A 21360-nucleotide genomic window follows, 5' to 3' on the forward strand; every position below is an offset into this window, starting at 1 on the left:
CAAATAAAACAAAATATGGAATTTAGAAGATTTTTATGTAAAGGCAAAAGTAACATTTTAGCAGAATGTATTTTAATCGCCATGGCTCATAATGTAAATAAATTTCATAATAAAATTAAAAATGGAAAGTGTAGAACATATCTATATTCAACAAAAAATGTTGCCTAATTTTTTGAATATGAAATTTTTAAAAATGGTATCCCGATACCTATATTTTTTATGCAATTTTTAGGGTATAATGGAAAAGTTTAATTTATCCTTTTATAAATTTGATATTTAACATAGAAAAAGGAGCTTCGCTCAGTAATTTAATTATCACTGATGCGACAGCCCCATTTGTTATATTATATCATAATTATTATTTAAACAAACATATGTTGTAATAATCCTTTTTTATATTCATTTAAATAATATAACTTCTCTTGCTCTTTCTTAATCTTTAAATCTATATCACTTAAAATCTTAACTATCTTTTCAGTTTCCTCATTTGATGTAGGTATATTAAACTGTAACTCCTCTAATTGAGAGTTTTTTAAATTATTAATATTTGTTCCTGATAATAATATATCTAAATACTTATAATACAATTCTATTTGTAAAAGATATTTACCCAATGGATTTTTCGTTCTATATATACTGCAAAATGCACCAACGGTTAAATCATTATAACCATTTGAATTATTAAACTCACCCGATTTACCAACTAAGTTTCTACTTCCATTTGCCATACATATAACAATATCTTTTTCTCTTAATTTTATTTCATCTTTACACTGCTTCCTAACAAATTGTAAATCTGTATCAAAAGTTATTGTATTATCTTGTATATTATTTGAACGTAGAACTAATAGACCATCTTCATTCACATCTCCTGCATTATAACTATGACCTCTATAAAATTTCCCTAAATCCCCAAGCTTCTTTTCTTCCCACGCAGGATAATCTCTACCATCATCATCCTTAAACCTTAACTCCCTGCTAAAAATCTTTTGCATCATACCCTTCTTATAATCTTTAAGAGCCTCAACCTTCTCACCTTGAAGATAGATCTTATCATCAATTAAAGAAAAGAAAGAAGCTATTTTTTCTTGTTCTTCTTTTGATGGTATTGAAACTTTAGTATCAGTTATATCCGTTCTATTTACAGATTCAAAAGTTGACCCCTGCGATATTCTACTCCACTTATCTTCATACTTTATTAAAAATTGATATATAAACTCATTACTTTGCTTTGGTTTTATACTACAAACACCCCTACCTATACATGCATCATGTATAGATTTTGATATAGCCCCTACTGGTGCTCTAACTGACATTATTATATCTCCAATGTTACAAGTTTTAGTTATATCACTTGTATATATTCTAGGTGCAGTTTTTCTCCCTTGAACATCTGCATTTCCTTGAATTAGAGGTAGACCTATATTCCTCTCATTGTAGCATGAAGATGATGGAGATTGACCCATAGTAACATCACAAATAGTTCCTAATTTCTTACTTTCCCAATCTCCACTAAACTCCTTAAATCTAAGCTTCGGTGTCTTATTCATATCATCCACCTCCCCTTATAATCCAAGCTCTTTTAAATAAACTGCTAACTCATCATCAATACTAGCTATCTCTTTATCAATGCTCGCTATTCTCTCACTAACAACAGCTAAGTCTATTGGCTCTTCTTCTTCAAAGGTATCAACGTATCTTGGTATATTTAAGTTATAATCATTCTCTTTTATCTCACTCATTAAAGCCTTATAGCTATATTTATCAATAGTTTCTCTCTTAACATAAGTCTCCACTATCTTCTCAACATGAGCATCAGTTAAATTATTTTGATTCTTTCCTTTTTCAAACTCATTTGATGCATCTATAAATAAAATATTCTCTCCGTTTTCTCTACACTTCTTAAACACCAATATAACTGTAGGTATACTTGTCCCGAAGAATATATTAGCAGGAAGTCCTATAACTGCGTCTAACACGTTTCTTTCCTCTATTAAATACTTTCTTATTACTCCCTCTGCTGCCCCTCTGAAAAGTACACCATGAGGAAGAACTACTGCCATTGTTCCTTTATCATCTAAATGATGTATCATATGCTGAACGAATGCAAAGTCTGCTTTTGACTTTGGTGCTAATTTACCATAAGCACTAAATCTTTCATCATCTAAAAACTTAGGGTCTGCACTCCAGTTAGCAGAATAAGGAGGATTTGCAACTATCGCTTCAAATTTCATACCTTCATGAGCTGGATGTTCCAATGTATCATCATTTTTTATATCAAAGTTTGTATACTCTATATCATGAAGTAACATATTCATACGAGCTAAGTTGTAAGTTGTTGACGTAAGTTCTTGTCCATAGAACTTTCTAACATTAGCTTCTTTTGATACACGGAGAAGTAGAGATCCTGAACCACAAGTTGGGTCATAAATATCCTTTAAATCAGTCTTTCCAACTGTTACTATCTTTGCTAAAATCTTTGAAACTTGTTGCGGTGTATAAAACTCTCCTGCCTTTTTCCCTGCATTCGCAGCAAATTGAGATATTAAATATTCATAAGCATCTCCAAGTACATCGATTTCAGAATCTTCATGTTCAAAGTCTATTCCTGAAATGTTTGCCATTACTTTAGCTATTAGTTTTGAACGGCTCTTTACATCTCTTCCTAGTTTTGTAGAAGCTAAGTCCATATCATCAAATAAATTATCAAATTCTTCTTGGCTATTGGCTCCTAATGTAGATTCTGTTATATCATTTATTGCTCCTTGAAGCATTTCTATATCAAAATTTCCGTCTTCTATTGATTTAAGTAATTTAGAGAATAGGAATTCTGGCTCTATGAAGTATCCTAGTTGCTCTAAGAACTCTTCTTGTAGTCCTTCTCTATATTCTTCATCTGCCCAAGCTTCTTCATAGCTTATTTCATCTTCTTCTAATAAGTCTTTTGCTTTGTTTTCTACTTTTTCACTAAGGTATCTATAGAATATTAATCCAAGGATATAATTTTTAAATTCATTGGCTTCCATATTTCCTCTTAGGTCATTTGCTATTGACCAAAGTTTTGTGTGAAGCTCTCTTTGTTGCTCTTGTTGTTTTTCACTTGTTTGCATTTTAAGTTCTCCCTTATATTAATACATTTCTGTACCTATAAATACTTTATAGATTCTATCGTATCTGTATTCTTTTTTACGACCTCTTGATACATCTACTAAGATACCTAAATCTAATAATTGATTTATAATCCTACCAATAGTACTTGGAGCTAAATCAGTTTGCTCTTCAATATACTTCTTTGTAAATACAACTTTATTCATCATTATTGGGAATACAGTGTGTATTGAACCACCTTTTATACTTTTAATTTTTTCATGGTCTTCTTTATAAATATTTTTAATTATCTCTAGTTTTCTTATATAGTTGCTACATTGGTCAATTGTACACTGCATAAAGAAACTTATGAACGATTCTAAATTACCTCTTCTAGTGTTCATTAATGCTCTTTGATATCCAATTTTATTTACTTCTATTATTTCTGATAAATAAAGTATCGGTCTATCATCACTTAAGTATGCCATTTGTATAGGTATTAAAGCTCTTCCAAGTCTACCATTACCATCATTATAAGGATGTATAGTTTCAAACTGTGCATGAGATATTGCAACATTAACCAATACTGGATCTATATAAGCATCATTCATATACTCATATAAATTAATTAAATCTTCAATTATATCATCTGGGCATGGTGGTATAAATGTAGCTTGCTCTATACCTATACCTTTAGGTCCTATCCAGTTTTGAGTATCTCTTATTTTTCCTGGTGATTTTTTAGATCCTCTACCACTATTTAAAATTATCCTATGCATCTCATTTACAAGGTTCATAGTGATGCCCTTTTCTTTAATAGCTTTAGTTGCATATTCTATTGATTTTGTTAGGTTTTTAATCTCTAAACTATCATCATTTTCCTCTATTATATCTAGTGAGAAAATATCTTCATGTGAAATCTGAGTACCTTCAATTTGTGTAGATTTATAACTATCACTTTTTAATACTGACTGTAAAAATAGTTCTGCTTCAAATTCCAATGTATTTAAAATAGCTTTATATTCTCCATACTTTTCAGAAGCTTCTCCAAGTAATATCATTAAATCTTTATCTATTTTGTACCCCACAGGTAATTTTTTCACTTTATACGGTTCCATAAAAAATCACTCCAATCTATTTATAACTATATTATACATCAAAACAAGATTGTTTGTTACTTGTTTTTTTATATTATCGACTCTAATAATAAAAATAAACCATATAAAAATTCATTTTTTCTAAAAAACGAATTTTAAAAACTTATAATATGTTATTTTTCTAAAAAATAAATAAGCAGGGAATCTCCCTGCTTTGATTAAATTATTTATATATTATATTTTGCTACATGATCATATACAAAACTTTTAACTTGCTCTACTTTTCTTTTTCTTTCTAAAAACTTTGGTTTAAGTTTTTCTTTTACTTCATTGCTTATTTCTTCTCTATTTATAATTCCACAGTATTCATACTCCGCTACTGAATCACTTATAAAGTCTGCACTTAAACCTATTTCATCAGCAAAGTAATTTACTTCTTGGATTCTCTTATGTGCTTGGAATTTTGAATATTCAAAGTCTACATTACAATTTTCAGAAAGCTGTGGAACTACTTTTTCTAGGAATTCTTTTAGTAAGTCTACTTTAAGCCTTAAGTCCATATTATCTGCTCTATCTAGCTCTGTAATTATATTTTTTATATCTTTATCTCTTTTTTCTTTGCTTGAAAAATCTATATCTTTTATTAAATTCATAATATATGAGGCGTTGATTCTATCACTATGCATAAGCTCTATACCAAAGTCTACATCTAATAAAATTGATGTTTTTTCATCCTGTGTTTTTCTTACCATTTCATATATCGTAAAGTATTTACTTTTATAGTCTTGGTATTCTTGATTACTTATTTGAAGTTCACAATCTTTAAATTCAAAGTCTACAAAAGTTTCTAATTTTACTAATATTTTTGATAGCTCTCTAAATGCTAATATAAATTGCTTTTTAGATTCTTCACTTTCAAGACTATCTACATCCTGTGGTGTAGGTGTTAAAGCTTTTAGTTTCTTAAGTTCTGTAAGCCATCTATCTAAGTAGTATTCATAACTTTCCATTAGCACTATATCTGTTGTTTCTGTTTGTGAGAATAGCTTTAGTGCATCATCTGTATTTTTCTTTAGGTTTCTATAGCAAACTACATTTCCATAAGGTTTAGTTGATTTTTCTACTCTATTAGTTCTTGAGTATGCTTGTACTAAATCATGGTATTTTAAGTTTTTATCAACGTATAGTGTATTTAATGTTTTACTATCAAATCCAGTTAAAAACATATTTACAACTATTAGTATATCTATTTTGGCATTCTTTACTTTTTTAGATACATCTGCAAAATAACTCGAGAATGTATCTGTGCAGTAGTTAGTATCAAATATTTTATTATAGTCTGTAATTATTCTTTCTAAAGAGTCTCTTGAGTGTTCATCTTTTCCTTCAAGGTCTTCATTAGCTCCAAAACTAAATATCCCAGCTATTTTTAAATCATGGTCTAGTTCTTTGAACTTATCATAGTATTTTACAAGCATTGGAATACTCTGAACAGTTAATATTGCTGTGTATTCTTTATTTCTAGTTTTTCCATTATGATTTTTTATAATATGGTCTACTATATTTTCTATTCGTTTGTCTGCCATAAATACTTCTTCTTTATCTATTGCAGCTACTCTTGTATCATCATTTTCATCTATATCTCCATCAAATGTTTTAATATATTCAACTGAAAATCCAAGTACATTACCATCACTTATTGCATTTTTTATTAAATATGTATGTAGGCATTTTTCAAATAAATCTGCTGTAACTCTACCTTCTTGGCTTCTATTTTCAAAGAATCTTGGTGTACCTGTAAATCCAAAGTATTGGGCATTTGTAAAGTGCTTATTTATAGCTTTATGCATATCTCCAAATTGAGATCTGTGGCACTCATCTATTATAAATACTACTTTTTCTTCTCTATATTGGTTCATTATTTTAGAATATTTATCATTCTTTATAGAATTAGCCATCTTTTGTATTGTTGTTACTATAAGTTGCTTATTTATATCTTTTATTTGTTTTACTAAAGTGTCTGTTCTATCAGTTATATCAACACTATCTGGCTCAAAATTATTGAACTCTGCTATTGTTTGGGAATCTAGGTCCTTTCTATCAACTAAGAAAAATACTTTTTTAATATTAGGATCTTTTGATAGTATTTGACTAGCTTTGAAAGATGTTAAAGTCTTTCCTGAGCCTGTCGTATGCCAGATAAATCCGTTATTGTTGGTCTCAAAAGCTCTTGTAATAAGCGCTTCTACTGCATATATTTGATATGGTCTCATAACCATTAATAGTTTATCTGTTTCATTTGTTATCATGTATCTAGCTATAACCTTTGATACAAAACATTTATCTAAGAAGTTTTCTGTAAATTCTTTTAGAGTACTAATTCTTTTATTATTTTCATCACTCCAAAAGAATGTATTACTAAATAAGATTTCTTTATCGCTATTTGCAAAATATTTGGTATCTACCCCATTACTTACTACAAATATTTGAAGGTATCTATATAACCCTTGATATGAATGCTTCTTATATCTATTTATTTGATTAAATGCTTCTTTTAAATCAAGTCCTCTACGTTTTAATTCTATTTGAACAAGTGGTAGTCCATTTATAAGCAGTGTAACATCATAACGGTTTGTATACTTTCCAACCAATGTTACTTGGTTAGTTACTTGAAATCTATTTTTACACCAATTTTGTGTATCAAAGAATTCTATGTATACCTCAGAACTATCTTCTCTTTCTAATATAAATTTGTCTCTTAGGATCATTGCACTTTGAAATACTGACTTTCCTTCTACATGTCTAAGTATTCTTTCAAACTCTTTATCTGTGAATGGCTCATTGTTAAGTTTAGCTTTGTTATGTTCAAATAACTCATTTCGAAAGTTATTTTTAAGTTGATCTTCATCAGATATAGTTATTCTGTTAAATCCCTGATTTACAAGTTGTTTAATTAAATTTTCCTCTAATTGTGCTTCACTCTGATAGCTCATATTCTCCCCCTGAATTTTTATTAATTTTATCTATTCATAGAGTTCTTAAAGCTGTATAATTTAAATATGAATTTGAAGCCACTGGGCGGGCGTTTAGCTTTAATAACTTTTTATAAACCACTTTAATTAAGCTACTATTAATTACGGTGGTTTATTTTATATCATCTACTTGTAATTTCATTAATTGCATTAAAAAACTCCCATCATTTTTCCGATAATGCATTCCAAAAATATAAGAGAAGTTATTATATATATTGTCACATTTGTAGGCATATAATAAAATAATTATATACATAAAAAAGTTATACTAATATTTTTATAACTATATAAAAAACTCTATTAAGATTCTCTTCTCTTACTAGAGTTTTTGTAAAAGCCAGGATTGAGTTTGCCGACCGTCTCCTAGCTTTTTTTATTATCCGATTTCTATAAATAAATTGTAACATAAAAACAATGTTTCGTACATAAAAACCGAAATAGGACTAAAATCCCCCAATACTAAGAGCACATTTTTCAATACACCTATTTTTTTAATACTCATTGTACTTTTCCTAACCAGGTTTTCAACTCTTTAGCTATAGATTTCAAAATTAAACTGTATAATTTCAGTTCTTCGACTTTAATTTTAAAATCTTACATTTACTATTGTTTATTAATATATCTTAGAAAATATTATAACAATACCCTCTATATATATAATAGAAGGTATTGTTATCTACACATTAATCTTTATATTAATCCATAATTTTATGTTCTTTATATAATGGATATTTTTCAGTTAACCCTACAACTATTTCTCTTGCCTTTTCTTTGTTGTCATGAGTTATACATAAATCTATAGCCTCAGCTATTAATTTCATATCTTCTTCCTTCATTCCCCTAGTTGTCACTGCTGGAGTTCCCAGTCTTATACCGCTAGTTACAAATGGACCATTTTTGTCAAATGGTATACTATTTTTATTTGTTGTTATATATACTTCATCTAATTTACTCTCAGCCAATTTACCTGTTATGTTTTTATTAGTCAAATCTAATAAAATTAAATGGTTGTCTGTTCCATCTGTAAGTAATTTGAACTTTCTTTTTATAAGTTCATTTGCTAGAGTTTTTGCATTTTTTACCACTTGAAGTTTATATTCTTTAAATTCATCACTCAATGCTTCTTTAAAACAAACAGCCTTAGCAGCTATTATATGCTCCAGAGGACCACCCTGTATGCCTGGAAATACCGCTTTATCTATAGCTTTTGCGTATTTTTCTTTACAAAGTATAATTCCCCCACGGGGACCTCTCAATGTTTTATGTGTTGTACTAGTTACAAAATCTGCGAACTCACATGGATTTTGATGTAACCTTGTTGCTACCAAACCTGCTATATGGGCCATATCTACCATAAGTAGCGCTCCAACTTCATCTGCTATTTCTTTGAACTTTTTAAAATCTATTTCTCTAGGATAGGCACTAGCTCCTGCTACTATCATTTTTGGCTTTACTTCGTGGGCTATTTTTCTCACTTCATCATAATCTATAATTCCTGTTGCTGGATTTACTCCGTATTCATGGAAATTAAAATACTTCCCAGAAATACTTACGGGTGACCCATGGGTTAAATGTCCCCCCTGTGATAAATTCATTCCCATTATAGTGTCTCCTGGTTCTAACATGGCAAAATATACCTCTAGGTTTGCATTTGCTCCAGAATGTGGCTGGACATTTGCGTGTTCTGCATTAAATAGTTTTTTAAGTCTTTCTATGGCCAATGTTTCTACTTCATCTATATATTCACATCCGCCGTAATATCTTTTTCCAGAATACCCTTCTGCGTATTTATTGGTTAAATGACTCCCCATAGCTTCCATCACCGAAATAGAAACCACATTTTCTGATGCAATTAACTCTATATTTCTCTCTTGTCTCTCTAGTTCCTTTTTCATACTTTTATAAATATGAGGATCTGTATTTTTTAGATTTTCAAACATTTGTACTCCTCCTTAATTAAAGATATAATTTATTTTAAAAAATATATAAATAAATAATTGGTTGTTTTCAATTTTTATAAATATATTTTCGTATATACAAATTAATATGGAAATATTTTTGAATTAGAAATGCTTACTTAGAATTTTTATGTTATAAAATTTTATGTTATAAAAATAGTATATTTACATAAAATAAGTTGTGCTTATTTTGATATTATACAAAATTATTTTTTCGTCCGTCTATTTTCACTAATTTTCATCACTTTTTTAACGTAATAATAAACTTTTTTGAAATTTTTTATTTTTATCTTTCATATTCATAATATAGTACTTTATTTCTGAATAGTCAAGAAATTTGCAAATTTTATTACATATTTTTGTATATACGCTTTATGTATACTTTTTTTTAATAGTTTTTATTTTAATATACCCATAATTAAACTCATTAAATATTTGCTTTTCTAAAATACATATGAAATATTTCTATAATGTGTTATTTATTAACAAAAGTCTGTTATAATCATTATTATTAATTTGTTTTGGAGGTGTGATATGGCAAATGACTTCAATAAAAATTATAAAGAAAATGTACTTAGATTTTCTTTGTTAGTAGGGGAGCAAATGCTTGCTAGTGGTGCAGAAACTTATCGTGTAGAGGACACTATAATAAGGATTTGCAAATCGAGAGGATTTAAACACGTAAATGTATTTACTGCTCCTACTGTAATAATTATCTCAGATGAGAAATTTGATGGGTTATGCTTTATGAAAACTATAAAAATTAGATCTATTAACTTAGATAAAATTTCACTACTTAATAGTTTGTCTAGGGAATTTGTGGGCAATGCAGAATTAAGTATAGAAGAAGCAACTGAAAGGCTCAATGAAATTAAAAGTCGTACTCCATACCCTAAGTGGTTTCTTTACTGTTGCACAGGATTGGCATCTGCATCTTTTGCCTGCTTAGTTGGTGGAACACATTTAATAGATTTTCTTCTTACTTTTTTAATAGCTATACTGGCAGTTATAGTATTCGATAAAATAATGAGACTTAGCGGTATATCTACATTCTCAACACTTGTTTCATCTTTTTTGATTGCAGTTTCCGGTGTTTTATTGACTGAAATAGGAATACTCTCAACTCCAAAGATGCTTATAGTAGGATCTATTATGCCGCTACTTCCAGGGGTTTCTTTTATAAAAGGTCTAAGGGATCTAATTTCAGGAGATTTACTATCTGGTATTGCTAGATCTTTTGATGCAGGTATGATAGCTATTGCTATTGCATCGGGTGTCGGTTTTGTTCTTGATGTTTGGTTTAGAATGGGAGGTGTGTTCTAATGGCTGATATGCCACTTATTTTACATTTTATACTTTCCGCTATAGCGACAGTAGGATTTTCAGTATTTTTTCAAGTTCCAAAAGATTCACTTTTTCCTTGTGGACTTATAGGTGGTATTGGTTGGACCCTTTATGTGTACTTATTTAAAGTAACAGATAACGGTGTTTTTTCTGCGTTTATAGCTGCCAGTTTACTTTCTTTATGCAGTGAGATACTCGCTAGAAAACTTAAACAACCAGCTATTTTATTTGTAATTCCAGGCATAATTCCTTTGGTTCCTGGTTTAGGAATGTACAATACTATGCTTTATCTAGTTCAAGGAGATTATAATCTAGGTATATCAACTGGAACTAACACTTTGTTTATAGCCGCTGCTATAGCACTTGGAGTTTTGGTTATAACTTCTCTATCTAAGACTATAAATTTGGTAGAACTAAGAAAAAAAAGGGCTTTAAATAAGCATTAACATTAAAATACAAAAGTGGTATAGAAAAATATTTTTCTATACCACTTTTAATTTCGAGTTTATTTTTATAATTCAAGTCTATCTTGTTTCTATAATTTAGGTTTATTTTGTTTTTATAGTTTGGTCGTGCTATTTGTCGTTCTTTGATTATAATGTTGTAATTCTTCTATTATAATATAATAATTTTTGTCACTACAGGTATGTAGTTTCTACTATCTCTAAATCTCTTATCATTTTGTTTTATTACCAAAAATACTACTGCTGTTAATATTAATCCAACAACTCCACTCATCATTTCTATGTTTGATGTTATATTTAATGCCTGTAATATAAAGTAAGCTGATATTGTCCCTGCTAAAAGTGCAATTAGTGGTATTACATAAACTATTCCAGCCGCTTTTAGAACGTTTACATTTTCCATGTTTACTTCTACATGATCTCCCACCTTAGCTCCAAGTGTATTGTCTACTTCTACTAGAATGTCTTTTTTCTCTGAAGTCGTTTGACACTTTCCACAAGCTGCACATGCCGAATGTCTTTGAAGCTTTAATTTAGCTGTTTTTTCGTCGATAATTTCAACAATATATCCCTGTTGATTCATTTTCTTACCTCCTACTTAGTGAATTTATTTATTGTGTCCATGAGTTCTTTTATTGTAATATCTGTTTTTTCTTTGTCATCATGTTTTATACTTTCTGCTACACAACCCTTTATGTGGTTTTCAAGTATAATCGTTCCTACCTTGTCTATAGCAGACCTTATCGCTGATATTTGAATCAAGATATCAACACAATACCTCTCTTCATCTAACATTTTTTGAATACCCTTAACTTGGCCTTCTATTCTATTTAGCCTTTTTTTTAGGGCATCTTTATCATTAGTTTTTGATAGTTTTTTATCTTCCATAAAGCACCTCGTATTGGTTTTTATACATTTTTATTTTCGATTTAGTACTGTTAGTACTGCAAATAACATTATTAATATTATTCCACCAAAAGCTCTACTTTGTGTCTTGAATTTTTCCAATCCCACATTTTGCCTGTCTTCTTTGAATCCAGCTTCTGGAAATGTAATCATTAAAAGACCATCTATACCAAGGACTATCTCAGTAGCCAGAGTCCATTTTAACATAAAAAATACTATTCCCGACAATCCTAGGACAAGTTCTAATTTACTCACAATACTAAGAAACTTTTTATTTTTGTGAAAACTGTCTATTTTTTGCTTACAACCTTCACTACATGTATAAATCTGATTGCTTTTATCATCAGTTAATATCAATTTTTTATTTGGTGATTTGATCTTTGAATCACAGTAAACACATCTTTTCATGTTCTATATCTCCTTAAAATATATACTCTAACACTTGTCTTCAAATTTTTATTTGTAATACTATTATATCAAATAAACCTTAAAAAACAAATTTTAAGTTAAACTATACTCTTAAATAGTCTATATTATCTATTTTTAATTGCATATTTTTATTTTCAAAAAAATAATGCGTGTTGTTAAATAAAATCAAAAGGTCTAGTTTTGATAAAATATCTAAACTAGACCTCAATTTCTATTCCTTTATTTCTTTTATTTTGCTTGTATTTCCTATATTAAGTATTTTCAATCCGACAAATACTAATATAATTATTAGAGCTATAAGTATCAATAACTTGCCTATATTAGGGTGTGAGAAGTTTACTTCAATAAACCCTAGTCCTTTTACTACGTTGCTATTTGGATAACTTCCTGCCAATATTGATACTGTATTATTTACAAAATGGATAAACATAGGTACAAATATAGAACCTGTCTTATAGACAAAGTATGTAAACACGATTCCCAGTATAGACGTAGGTATTATCCTTAAAAAATCTATATGCATAAATCCAAAAAGAATTCCTGTAGCTATTATAGCTGTTCCTATAGATTTTTTGCTATTACTATCATTTCTAAATGCCGAGAATACAAAACCTCTAAAAAATACTTCTTCACATATACCAGGTAGTACTGCTACTATCAGTAGGTTTATAAGTATATTTTTTTCTCCTAATAATGTTTTGTTTAGTGCTTCTATTACTTCTATATTTTGTGGGAATATATATACTAAGAACTGAGTAATAATATTTATAGCTATAAATACACCCATCCATACTATTAACCCTCCAACAATATCTTGTATTTTAGGTAATTTTATACTAAGCAGTTTTTTGAAATCCGATTTTATATAGTATGCATATAAAAGTGGAAGTAGTATTATCATAGCTTGTGTGATAGCAAGCCCTGTCATTCCAAATTTCATCTGGACAATAGATCCTACATATATTAGAAGTACCAATCCTACTCCATAAAGTGTTATTCCATCGCTAACACCTGGCATCGATCCTTTTTTTATATTAGATCTTTTCTCTAGAAGAGAGAAACTTTTACTGTTTCCAAATAATATATCTTCTGAGTTAAACATTTTAGAAAGCAGCATCACTGATAGTATTACAAATGCTATATTAGATACTAAAACCATTCCAATAAGACCTACATCACTTTTAAATAAAAGTACGCTTTTTATAAGAAGTGATATATTTACTACAGGTATAATTGATGTAACTTTATCTAATTCTACATTGGGAATCATTGAAACATATGATGGTAGCATAACCAGTAGCATTACTGGAGTTATATAGTTTTGTGCATCCTTGAAACTTCTAGCCAGTGAGCATACACACATACTCACAGCCGATACGACCATTGCAAATAAACAAATACATACTACACTCATCAAAGCTGGGAATACTAGACTACTAAGTTTTATATTTCCCATACCTAGTTGTTCTGCCAGACCTCCACTTGTTACTATAAACACCATCGTAAGTCCAATTGATAATACATTTAAAAATGCTGTTGTAATTGCACTAAAGGATACTGCCATATATTTACCCATTACAAGTTCTAAGTTTGATATTGGTAGGGTAAATAGAGTCTCTAATGTTCCTCTTTCTTTTTCTCCTGCCATGACATCTATTGCTGGATATATGGCTCCAAGTAAAACACCTATTACTAGTATAAATGGAAGTACTTGCCCTAAAATAGAACCTGCTATCTCCTCATTTTTTGCTACATCTACAGTTTGATATTCAATAGGCTCTAATATTTTTTGTTTATCTAGCCCTTCTTTTTCTAGGTTTTTATCAATTAGATTTTCCTTATATTGATTTAAAGCTTCTTTAAGCGTATCGACTACCCTATTAAATTCTCCTTTAGATGAATTCGTATATATCTTGTAGTTGGTTTTACTGTCTTTTTCTTCTACTTTTATGTATGCATCTATTTCTTCATTTTCTAATGCTTTTTTATAATCTTTGACCTCTATTATATTTACTTTTCCACTTTGTACTGTTGATGAATTTTCTTCATCTGGGTTATTATTTAGTATCTCTAAAAATTCTTGGTTTGGTTTTGTGTTAAATGCTATATTTACGTCTTGTTCAATTATACTTTTTACAGACATACTTACTATTTGTGTACCTGCAACCATCATAATAGGATATAAAAGTATTGGTACTACAATCATCATAAATATTGTTTTTTTATCTCTTAGTATATCTAGCATTTCTTTTTTGAATATATTTTTTACTATTTTACTCCTCATTTAAAGTCCCCCCTTCTTTGGCAAGGCTTATAAACACTTCCCTTAGGTTGTCAGTCTTTGTCTGTTTTTTCAAATCATCTGGGGTACCTGAAGCAATTATTTTTCCCTGGTGCATCATTATTATTTTGTCACATAATGTTTCTGCTTCTTCCATGTAATGTGTAGAGTAAAGTACTGTTTTTCCTCTATCCCTCTCCATTTTCATAAAATCTATTATAGATGCACTACTAATTACGTCTAAACCAAGGGTAGGTTCGTCAAAAATATAGACTTTTGGTGAGTGTATAAGACAACGAGCTATTGATGTACGCTGTGTTTGACCTGTAGATAGATTTTCTATTCTATTGTCTATAAACTTTTCCATAGACATTACTTTTGTCACTTCTTCTATTGACTTTTCTATTTCATCTTTTTCCATTTCATATAGGCCTCCAAATGTCCTAAGAAGCTCTCTTGGAGAAAATCTACCATATAACTTTGTATTTCCTGATAGATAACCTATATCTCTCTTTCCACTATTTTTGTCAATAGAGTAATCATAATTAGAGATTTTTATATTACCTGATGTGGGGGTTAGTATTCCTCCTAACATTCTTAGTAGCGTTGTTTTTCCTGCCCCATTTGGACCTAGTATTCCTAGTATTTCTCCCTTATCTGCACTAAAGGATACATTATCTACTGCTAGGAATTCTTCTTTTTTTGTTTTAAATTTCTTACTTATTTTTGATATTTTAAGTTTTTTCTTTTTTGCATTTTCGTCTTTCACTGTCCTAGTAAATGCTTTGGACAGTCCTTCAACTTCGATCATTCGCTTCCCCCCTATTTATAGGTTTAGTTATTATTTTACCGGTGTGACACTCAGGTAATCATTGCTTACATACCCATATCCGCCATTATATTTTATTTTTACCCATCCAGTTGCAAACATTTCTACCATTTCTACTTGGGCACCGTATTCTAATCTGCCTATTACTTTATCTTCTGTACTCGGCATTTCTCTAACATTTAATCCATCTTGGGCTTTTACATATTTTAGTTTTGTAGAACTCTCAGTTCCTGGCTTATTAGGTGTTAAATAAGATCCACTTACATAGGCAGTTCCTGATCCAAATTTTATTTTTACCCATCCAGTATTAAAAACTTCTACCACTTCTACTGCTTCGTCTCTACTTAATTCCCCAACTTGAGCAGATGTTATAATTGGCTCTAATCTCACCCTTACTTTGTCTGTGTTAGTTACATACATTATATTTGTTTTATTGTCAGGTTCACTAGGAGATTGAAGTTCTTTTAATTCATTAAATGCAACCTCATTTGAGCCATTACCTACTTGTGTTATAGAACTTACCTTTTTATTTTTAAATAAAGCTCTTTGAGATGAACTCAATCCATTTCCTACTATAAGAACTGGTGAATTTTCCTTAGATGCTAGCACTCCAACAGCTAAGGCATCTATTAATTGATCTTGTTTTAACATACCGCCTTTAGATACAAACACATTTTTAAGCTGGTTTTCTGCATAGAATTTTTGTACTACTTTGGTATTTGTTTCAACTCTATCCAATCCACCTATCCTTTCTGGAGATGGTAAATTATTTTCTACCCCTGATGATATTGAATTATTAGATCCTATAATATATGATTTTTGTATATTGTTTGATTTTATAAAATCATTAAATACAGGTGTTCCTTCTGTTGGCATTGGAAGTATTACCATTCCTTTGCTCGCGGCCACAGAGGCTATACTTACCGCATCCGCCAATCCTGTATATCCGTTTACTACTGATATTTCTGTTATATTTGTCATGTTTTTTATATTTTTTGCAACATTTAAGGCAGTTTCATGTCTATCATTTCCACCTATTCTCTGAGTCTGAATTCCTATGGATTCTAGTTGTTTAGCTACATTTTCAGATACAGAATTAGATAGGCCTATTATATATACTTTTTCCACCCCTAATCTTTCTAGTTCCTGTTTAGTATCTACATTAAGTGAATTTTTATCTGTTAATAGAATTGGTGCATCATTTAACTTTGCGAAAGGCGTTACTGATAGTGCATCTACTATTGATCCACTGTTTACTATTATAGCTTGTTTTGAACTAACCCAGCCTTTTTTACTTACTTCTACTGCTGTTTTGTATCTATCTGGTCCTGCTAACTTTTCCAAAGATGAATTTGCAAATACTTCATTTGTGTTTAATAAAGGTATTGACCCTAATGCCAATCCTATAGTTAATACAGATGGTAATATTTTTGATTTTTTCATGATATCCCCCCTATTCCTATTCTATAAAAATATACCATAAGTTGTATAAAAAGGCTAGAAACAAAGCTATATAGTAAATAATAGGATTCTTAATAAAAAAATATAACCCATAAAATACACTCTTTATTTAGGTATTTCATGGGTTATATCTTACTAATAATATTCTTGGTTTATTTTTCGTTTAACTTTGCTAATACTTCTTCTAGGTCTAATCCATGTATTTCACAAGCATCTTCTAAGCTTTCCATTTGAGATGAAGGGCATCCTAAGCATCCCATTCCTAAATGCATAAGTATTTGTGCTGCATTTGGGTTTAATTTTAATATATCTGCCATTATAGTATCTTTAGTTATCATATTATTTTCTCTCCTTTTTATAATTTTGTATTTATACAAAATTTATTATTTATTATTTATTATTAATTATTTATTACTAATTTATTATAAACTTAAGACTATTCTAATGTCCTAAATTTTTCTAAAACATCTTCTCTAAACTTTTCTATTCCTATTTTATCTATAAACTCTCCTAGTTTTTCTCCCATTGCTGCATATTCATTGTAATAGTCTAGGATCACTTTAACTAAATTATAGGCTTCTTCTTCTGATAATCCCTTTGTAACTATGTCAGCCTGTCTAGGATTAAATCCTGCACTTCCGCCAACTGTTATAAAAAATTTCTTATCCACGTCTACTAGTACACCTATATCTTTTGAGTATACACCGCCACAGGCATTTCTACATCCACCTACTCCAATTTTTGTTCTATTTGGAAGGGCCATTCCGTGGAAGTTTTTACTTATTTTCATACCTATCCCTATAGTTGGGTGTTTTGAACGTTTACAGTAGTTTGCTGGACATATCTCTACGTTTTTTATAGAGTACTGACTTCTGACAGCTGGTTCCATACCTAAATCATTCCATATATCTTTTAAATCTTCTTCTTTTAGGTTTGTTATTAGTATCCTTTGTCCTGAAGTTAACTTCAAAACTCCCTTGTATTTTTTTGTAACCTCTCCAATTTTTATAAGATTATCAGCTGTTATAAATCCTCCTGGTATGTGAGGCGTTATAGCGAAGGTTCTTTTTCCATCTTTAATCTTTTGTAAATTCCCAAATTCACTCATTAGAAAATTACCCCTTAACAATTTTATTTATAGTTGTATCTCCTTGTTTTTCTATTGTGTAGTTGTATTTAACGTCTAAGTTTTCGATAAAAGTTTTTACCCATAACTCTTTCAGGTGATACATATAGTCTAAGTTTGCCTTGCCCATTTCATAATTTGCTCTGTGTATACATCCTGTTTGATGATAAACTATAACTTCTTCATTTTTCTCAGTTATAGAGTTCACTCTATCACAAGGCATTCCTGATAGTATATAATTGTTTAATGACATATATACGTTTTCTGGAGTGTTTGTCTTGTTTTCATCATTCGCTGCACACTTCTTAGCTTGAATTTCGTATTCATTTTCAGTTATTTCTTTGCTTTGTTCTTTGTACATATCATGGTACTTAGTTATTATATATGCACTTCTACTTTCTACTTCTTTTATTCTTTCTTGTAGCCAACCATGTATATTATCTGTATCTATAAGTTCTTCTAGAGGTCTTGAATCTATATATTGTCCATATATATCTTGTGCTTCTTTTTGAACATTACTAGCCTCTTCTCCAAACTTATCTATATGTGACTTTACTATACTTAACTCTAAGTCTTGTAGCAATTTTATTTTACCAAACAACCAGCTGTGTATTGGTGCTAAAAATAAACTCATATCGTGTTCTCCTTTGTGTTTAGATATTAATAGTGTTTCCCTATTTGTTGTTTTTATTATAAACTATTGCCTCTTTGCAAGTATGTAACGTATGTTACAAATCTTATATCTAGTTATTTTTTGGCAATATTTTGTTTGTATAAACTCTATTATAATGTCTAGTTTATAAAATTCATATAGATTTTATCTATTTATCAGCATCTCTTAATAGATATTAGGTATTTTCTGTAAAATTGATACTAATATATAATTTATATTAACAGTAATTATATCTAATACCACTTTTGTTTTTGGATACTGTAGGAACAATATTAGGAGCAGTAATTTTGGGTCCACTTTATGGTGCACTTGTTGGTGGGTGCACGAATTTAGTACTAGGAATTATATCAGGTCCTACAAATATACCATTTGCATTAGTTAGTATTGCAATAGGTTTGGTTGTCGGACTTATAGCTAAAAAAAGAAAATTCAGCTACAAGGAAGCTATAATAACAGGACTTATATTAGCTGTTTTATGTCCACTTATAGGAACACCTATATCAGTTCTTGTGTTTGGTGGGCTAAGTGGAAGTGGAGCAGATTTTCTAGTAGGATTTTTAATGAAATCTGGAAAAGATATATTTACAGCAGCCTTTATCCCAAGGATATTAACAAATATAGTTGATAAAGTGATTTCTTGTTTAATTGTAGTATTCTTTATTGATAGAATGCCTAAGAGTTTTATCAATGACGCCAAAAAATCTTTAGTATAAATAAAAAAATTTTCTATCTAAAACTTTTAAAGGATAATTTTTTTGAAATGCATATACGAAAATTATATTTATCAACAGTCTGAAAATGAATATAATTTCCTATGCATTATAAAAAAATAGCCTTTATAAAATGAAAATTCACTTTATAAAGGCTATTTTTTTATTTATTATTCTTGTTCACCTAACTCAACTTTTATACTTAATTCTTCAAGTTGAACTTCTTCAGCGACTGCTGGGGCATTTGTCATTGGACAAACTGCACTTTGATTTTTAGGGAATGCTATAACGTCTTTTATATTAGTAGTTCCCGCAAGTATCATAGTAAGTCTATCAAGCCCAAAAGCTATACCTGCATGAGGAGGAGTTCCGTACTTGAATGCATCTATTAAGAACCCGAATTTTTCGTTTGCTTCTTCTTGGCTAAATCCTAAAGCTCTAAACATTTTTTGTTGAAGTTCTGCGTTAGAGATTCTAACACTTCCTCCACCTACTTCGTATCCATTTATTACTATATCATAAGCCTTTGCTCTTAGAGATGCTTTGTCTCCATCTTCTAGCTTATCTACATCTTCGTCCATAGGAGATGTGAATGGGTGGTGTTTAGCTACAAATCTTTTACTTTCTTCATCTTCCTCAAATACTGGGAATTCTGTCACCCATAACATTTTATATACACTATTATCCATAAGACCTAGTCTTCTACCAACTTCTAGTCTAACTTGTCCCAATGCATCAAACACTACTTGATCTTTATCAGCTACAAATAATAGTAAGTCTCCTGAGTTTGCATCCATTCTATCAAGTATTGCTGTAATCTCGTCTTCTGTAAAGAACTTGGCTATTGGTGATGTAACTTCTCTATTTTCTCCTACTTTCATCCAAGCAAGACCTTTTGCCTTGTATGTTTTTGCATGGTCTTCTAAAGAAGTAATTTGTTTTCTAGTGAAGTCCTCAGCATGTCCTTTAACATTTATACCTCTAACACTCTTTCCATCTTTTGCAGAGTTTGAAAATACTCCAAAACCACAGTCTGCAACTATATCAGATATATTTTTAAATTCAAATCCAAATCTAGTATCCGGTTTATCAGAACCATATCTCTCCATAGCTTCAGCATAAGTCATTTTTTGAAGTGGTAACTCAACGTCAACATTTATAGTTTCCTTAAATATTACTTGTACCATTTTTTCCATTATCGCCATTACATCATTTTCATCTACAAACGACATCTCACAGTCTATTTGAGTAAACTCTGGTTGACGATCTGCTCTTAAGTCTTCGTCTCTAAAGCATTTAACTATTTGGAAGTATCTATCCATTCCACTTACCATCAGTAGCTGTTTGAATAATTGAGGTGATTGTGGTAGTGCATAGAATTTACCTTGATTTACTCTACTTGGTACAAGATAGTCTCTTGCTCCCTCTGGAGTTGGTTTTATTAAAAAAGGTGTCTCTATTTCTATAAAGTTATTGTCTGATAAGTAATTTCTAACTATATTAGCTATTTTGCTTCTTAAAATTAAATTCTTTTGCATACTTGATTTTCTTAAATCTAGATATCTATATTTTAATCTTAATTCCTCTGAAACATTGTCGTCATCTTTTATGTATATAGGTGGTGTCTCAGATTTATTTAATATTCTAAGCTCGTTTGCAAATATTTCAATATCACCAGTAGGTAAATTAGGATTTTTTGATGATCTCTCTGCAACCTTACCCTTTACTGCTATTACAAATTCAGAACCTAATTTTTCTGCTTTTTCAAATGCCTCTTTATTCACATCTGTATCAAATATTATTTGGCATATTCCACTTCTATCTCTTAGGTCTACGAATACCAATCCACCTAAATTTCTTTTCTTTTGTACCCATCCCATAAGTACTACTTCTTCGTTTATATTTGAAGATCTCAAGTCACCACAATAATTGGTTCTCTTTAATCCATTTAAAGTATCCATTA

Annotated in this window: 19 protein-coding genes; 4 read left to right on the forward strand and 15 right to left on the reverse strand. The window is 29.9% G+C overall.

The window, feature by feature from the left end:
• Window positions 1-3: 3 nt before the first annotated feature.
• The gene (locus tag BUB34_RS13980) at window positions 4-168 is read left to right on the forward strand and encodes a hypothetical protein (protein ID WP_278276654.1); all 165 of its coding nucleotides are present in this window, start codon (window positions 4-6) and stop codon (window positions 166-168) included.
• 194 nt (window positions 169-362) lie between these two features.
• Here BUB34_RS13980 and BUB34_RS00010 read toward each other — a convergent pair whose 3' ends face one another.
• The 5 genes from BUB34_RS00010 to BUB34_RS00030 all read right to left on the reverse strand — a co-directional run bounded on the left by BUB34_RS00010 (window position 363) and on the right by BUB34_RS00030 (window position 9156).
• Window positions 363-1550 carry a restriction endonuclease subunit S gene (locus BUB34_RS00010; RefSeq protein ID WP_084120043.1) on the reverse strand — a complete coding sequence of 396 codons (1188 nt, stop codon included), beginning with the start codon at window positions 1548-1550 and terminating at the stop codon, window positions 363-365.
• Window positions 1551-1565: 15 nt separating this feature from the next.
• On the reverse strand, window positions 1566-3110 hold the full coding sequence (locus BUB34_RS00015; protein WP_073123000.1) for a type I restriction-modification system subunit M: 1545 nt from the start codon (window positions 3108-3110) through the stop codon (window positions 1566-1568).
• Window positions 3111-3128: 18 nt separating this feature from the next.
• Complete coding sequence (locus BUB34_RS00020) at window positions 3129-4205, reverse strand: Fic family protein (protein WP_073123002.1); 1077 nt, start codon at window positions 4203-4205, stop codon at window positions 3129-3131.
• A gap of 206 nt (window positions 4206-4411) precedes the next feature.
• A complete protein-coding gene (locus tag BUB34_RS00025) occupies window positions 4412-7177 on the reverse strand; it encodes a type I restriction endonuclease subunit R (protein WP_073123004.1) in 2766 nt (921 codons plus the stop codon).
• A 734-nt stretch (window positions 7178-7911) separates the two neighbouring features.
• Window positions 7912-9156, reverse strand: coding sequence for a serine hydroxymethyltransferase (locus tag BUB34_RS00030; protein WP_073123006.1), 1245 nt, complete (start codon window positions 9154-9156; stop codon window positions 7912-7914).
• Window positions 9157-9708: 552 nt separating this feature from the next.
• Here BUB34_RS00030 and BUB34_RS00035 point away from each other — a divergent pair.
• Together BUB34_RS00035 and BUB34_RS00040 are read left to right on the forward strand one after the other, a co-directional pair.
• Window positions 9709-10497, forward strand: a complete 789-nt coding sequence (locus BUB34_RS00035) for a threonine/serine exporter family protein (RefSeq protein WP_073123008.1) — start codon at window positions 9709-9711, stop codon at window positions 10495-10497.
• The gene (locus tag BUB34_RS00040; protein WP_073123010.1) at window positions 10497-10964 is read left to right on the forward strand and encodes a threonine/serine exporter family protein; all 468 of its coding nucleotides are present in this window, start codon (window positions 10497-10499) and stop codon (window positions 10962-10964) included. Before BUB34_RS00035 ends, BUB34_RS00040 begins: the two co-directional genes overlap by 1 nt.
• A gap of 169 nt (window positions 10965-11133) precedes the next feature.
• Here BUB34_RS00040 and BUB34_RS00045 read toward each other — a convergent pair whose 3' ends face one another.
• From BUB34_RS00045 to BUB34_RS00085, 9 genes are all read right to left on the reverse strand, one after another.
• A complete protein-coding gene (locus tag BUB34_RS00045; RefSeq protein ID WP_073123012.1) occupies window positions 11134-11565 on the reverse strand; it encodes a SoxR reducing system RseC family protein in 432 nt (143 codons plus the stop codon).
• 11 nt (window positions 11566-11576) lie between these two features.
• Window positions 11577-11870, reverse strand: a complete 294-nt coding sequence (locus BUB34_RS00050) for a metal-sensitive transcriptional regulator (protein ID WP_073123014.1) — start codon at window positions 11868-11870, stop codon at window positions 11577-11579.
• Window positions 11871-11900: 30 nt separating this feature from the next.
• Window positions 11901-12296 carry a hypothetical protein gene (locus BUB34_RS00055; RefSeq protein ID WP_073123016.1) on the reverse strand — a complete coding sequence of 132 codons (396 nt, stop codon included), beginning with the start codon at window positions 12294-12296 and terminating at the stop codon, window positions 11901-11903.
• A 232-nt stretch (window positions 12297-12528) separates the two neighbouring features.
• Window positions 12529-14601: an ABC transporter permease subunit/CPBP intramembrane protease gene (locus tag BUB34_RS00060; RefSeq protein WP_073123018.1), complete on the reverse strand. Its 2073-nt coding sequence runs from the start codon at window positions 14599-14601 to the stop codon at window positions 12529-12531.
• Window positions 14591-15409 carry an ABC transporter ATP-binding protein gene (locus tag BUB34_RS00065; RefSeq protein WP_073123020.1) on the reverse strand — a complete coding sequence of 273 codons (819 nt, stop codon included), beginning with the start codon at window positions 15407-15409 and terminating at the stop codon, window positions 14591-14593. Before BUB34_RS00065 ends, BUB34_RS00060 begins: the two co-directional genes overlap by 11 nt.
• Before the next feature lie 30 nt (window positions 15410-15439).
• On the reverse strand, window positions 15440-16870 hold the full coding sequence (locus tag BUB34_RS00070; protein ID WP_073123022.1) for a cell wall-binding repeat-containing protein: 1431 nt from the start codon (window positions 16868-16870) through the stop codon (window positions 15440-15442).
• A gap of 170 nt (window positions 16871-17040) precedes the next feature.
• Window positions 17041-17226 carry a DUF1858 domain-containing protein gene (locus BUB34_RS00075; RefSeq protein ID WP_073123024.1) on the reverse strand — a complete coding sequence of 62 codons (186 nt, stop codon included), beginning with the start codon at window positions 17224-17226 and terminating at the stop codon, window positions 17041-17043.
• Window positions 17227-17324: 98 nt separating this feature from the next.
• Window positions 17325-17996, reverse strand: a complete 672-nt coding sequence (locus tag BUB34_RS00080; RefSeq protein ID WP_073123026.1) for a nitrite/sulfite reductase domain-containing protein — start codon at window positions 17994-17996, stop codon at window positions 17325-17327.
• A 7-nt stretch (window positions 17997-18003) separates the two neighbouring features.
• A complete protein-coding gene (locus BUB34_RS00085) occupies window positions 18004-18648 on the reverse strand; it encodes a hypothetical protein (RefSeq protein ID WP_073123028.1) in 645 nt (214 codons plus the stop codon).
• A 284-nt stretch (window positions 18649-18932) separates the two neighbouring features.
• Here BUB34_RS00085 and BUB34_RS00090 point away from each other — a divergent pair, with 284 nt between their 5' ends.
• Entirely contained in the window at window positions 18933-19400 is a 468-nt protein-coding gene (locus BUB34_RS00090; RefSeq protein ID WP_278276650.1) for a CD3073 family putative ECF transporter S component, read from the forward strand.
• A 167-nt stretch (window positions 19401-19567) separates the two neighbouring features.
• Here the strand turns inward: BUB34_RS00090 and aspS are convergent, their stop codons facing one another.
• Entirely contained in the window at window positions 19568-21358 is a 1791-nt protein-coding gene (gene aspS / locus BUB34_RS00095) for an aspartate--tRNA ligase (RefSeq protein WP_073123032.1), read from the reverse strand.
• Window positions 21359-21360: the final 2 nt, after the last annotated feature.

This window comes from Asaccharospora irregularis DSM 2635 (assembly GCF_900129815.1).
Lineage (GTDB): Bacteria > Bacillota > Clostridia > Peptostreptococcales > Peptostreptococcaceae > Asaccharospora > Asaccharospora irregularis.

Excerpts from the sequence above, each read along its gene's own strand:
- BUB34_RS00020 (WP_073123002.1), bottom strand. The coding sequence starts at position 4,205 with ATGGAACCGTATAAAGTGAAAAAATTACCTGTGGGGTACAAAATAGAT.
- BUB34_RS00030 (WP_073123006.1), bottom strand. The coding sequence starts at position 9,156 with ATGTTTGAAAATCTAAAAAATACAGATCCTCATATTTATAAAAGTATG.
- BUB34_RS00045 (WP_073123012.1), bottom strand. The coding sequence starts at position 11,565 with ATGAATCAACAGGGATATATTGTTGAAATTATCGACGAAAAAACAGCT.
- BUB34_RS00040 (WP_073123010.1), top strand. The coding sequence starts at position 10,497 with ATGGCTGATATGCCACTTATTTTACATTTTATACTTTCCGCTATAGCG.
- BUB34_RS00065 (WP_073123020.1), bottom strand. The coding sequence starts at position 15,409 with ATGATCGAAGTTGAAGGACTGTCCAAAGCATTTACTAGGACAGTGAAA.
- BUB34_RS00035 (WP_073123008.1), top strand. The coding sequence starts at position 9,709 with ATGGCAAATGACTTCAATAAAAATTATAAAGAAAATGTACTTAGATTT.
- BUB34_RS00060 (WP_073123018.1), bottom strand. The coding sequence starts at position 14,601 with ATGAGGAGTAAAATAGTAAAAAATATATTCAAAAAAGAAATGCTAGAT.
- BUB34_RS00070 (WP_073123022.1), bottom strand. The coding sequence starts at position 16,870 with ATGAAAAAATCAAAAATATTACCATCTGTATTAACTATAGGATTGGCA.
- aspS (WP_073123032.1), bottom strand. The coding sequence starts at position 21,358 with ATGGATACTTTAAATGGATTAAAGAGAACCAATTATTGTGGTGACTTG.
- BUB34_RS00055 (WP_073123016.1), bottom strand. The coding sequence starts at position 12,296 with ATGAAAAGATGTGTTTACTGTGATTCAAAGATCAAATCACCAAATAAA.
- BUB34_RS00025 (WP_073123004.1), bottom strand. The coding sequence starts at position 7,177 with ATGAGCTATCAGAGTGAAGCACAATTAGAGGAAAATTTAATTAAACAA.
- BUB34_RS00050 (WP_073123014.1), bottom strand. The coding sequence starts at position 11,870 with ATGGAAGATAAAAAACTATCAAAAACTAATGATAAAGATGCCCTAAAA.
- BUB34_RS00075 (WP_073123024.1), bottom strand. The coding sequence starts at position 17,226 with ATGATAACTAAAGATACTATAATGGCAGATATATTAAAATTAAACCCA.
- BUB34_RS00015 (WP_073123000.1), bottom strand. The coding sequence starts at position 3,110 with ATGCAAACAAGTGAAAAACAACAAGAGCAACAAAGAGAGCTTCACACA.
- BUB34_RS00085 (WP_073123028.1), bottom strand. The coding sequence starts at position 18,648 with ATGAGTTTATTTTTAGCACCAATACACAGCTGGTTGTTTGGTAAAATA.
- BUB34_RS00010 (WP_084120043.1), bottom strand. The coding sequence starts at position 1,550 with ATGAATAAGACACCGAAGCTTAGATTTAAGGAGTTTAGTGGAGATTGG.
- BUB34_RS00080 (WP_073123026.1), bottom strand. The coding sequence starts at position 17,996 with ATGAGTGAATTTGGGAATTTACAAAAGATTAAAGATGGAAAAAGAACC.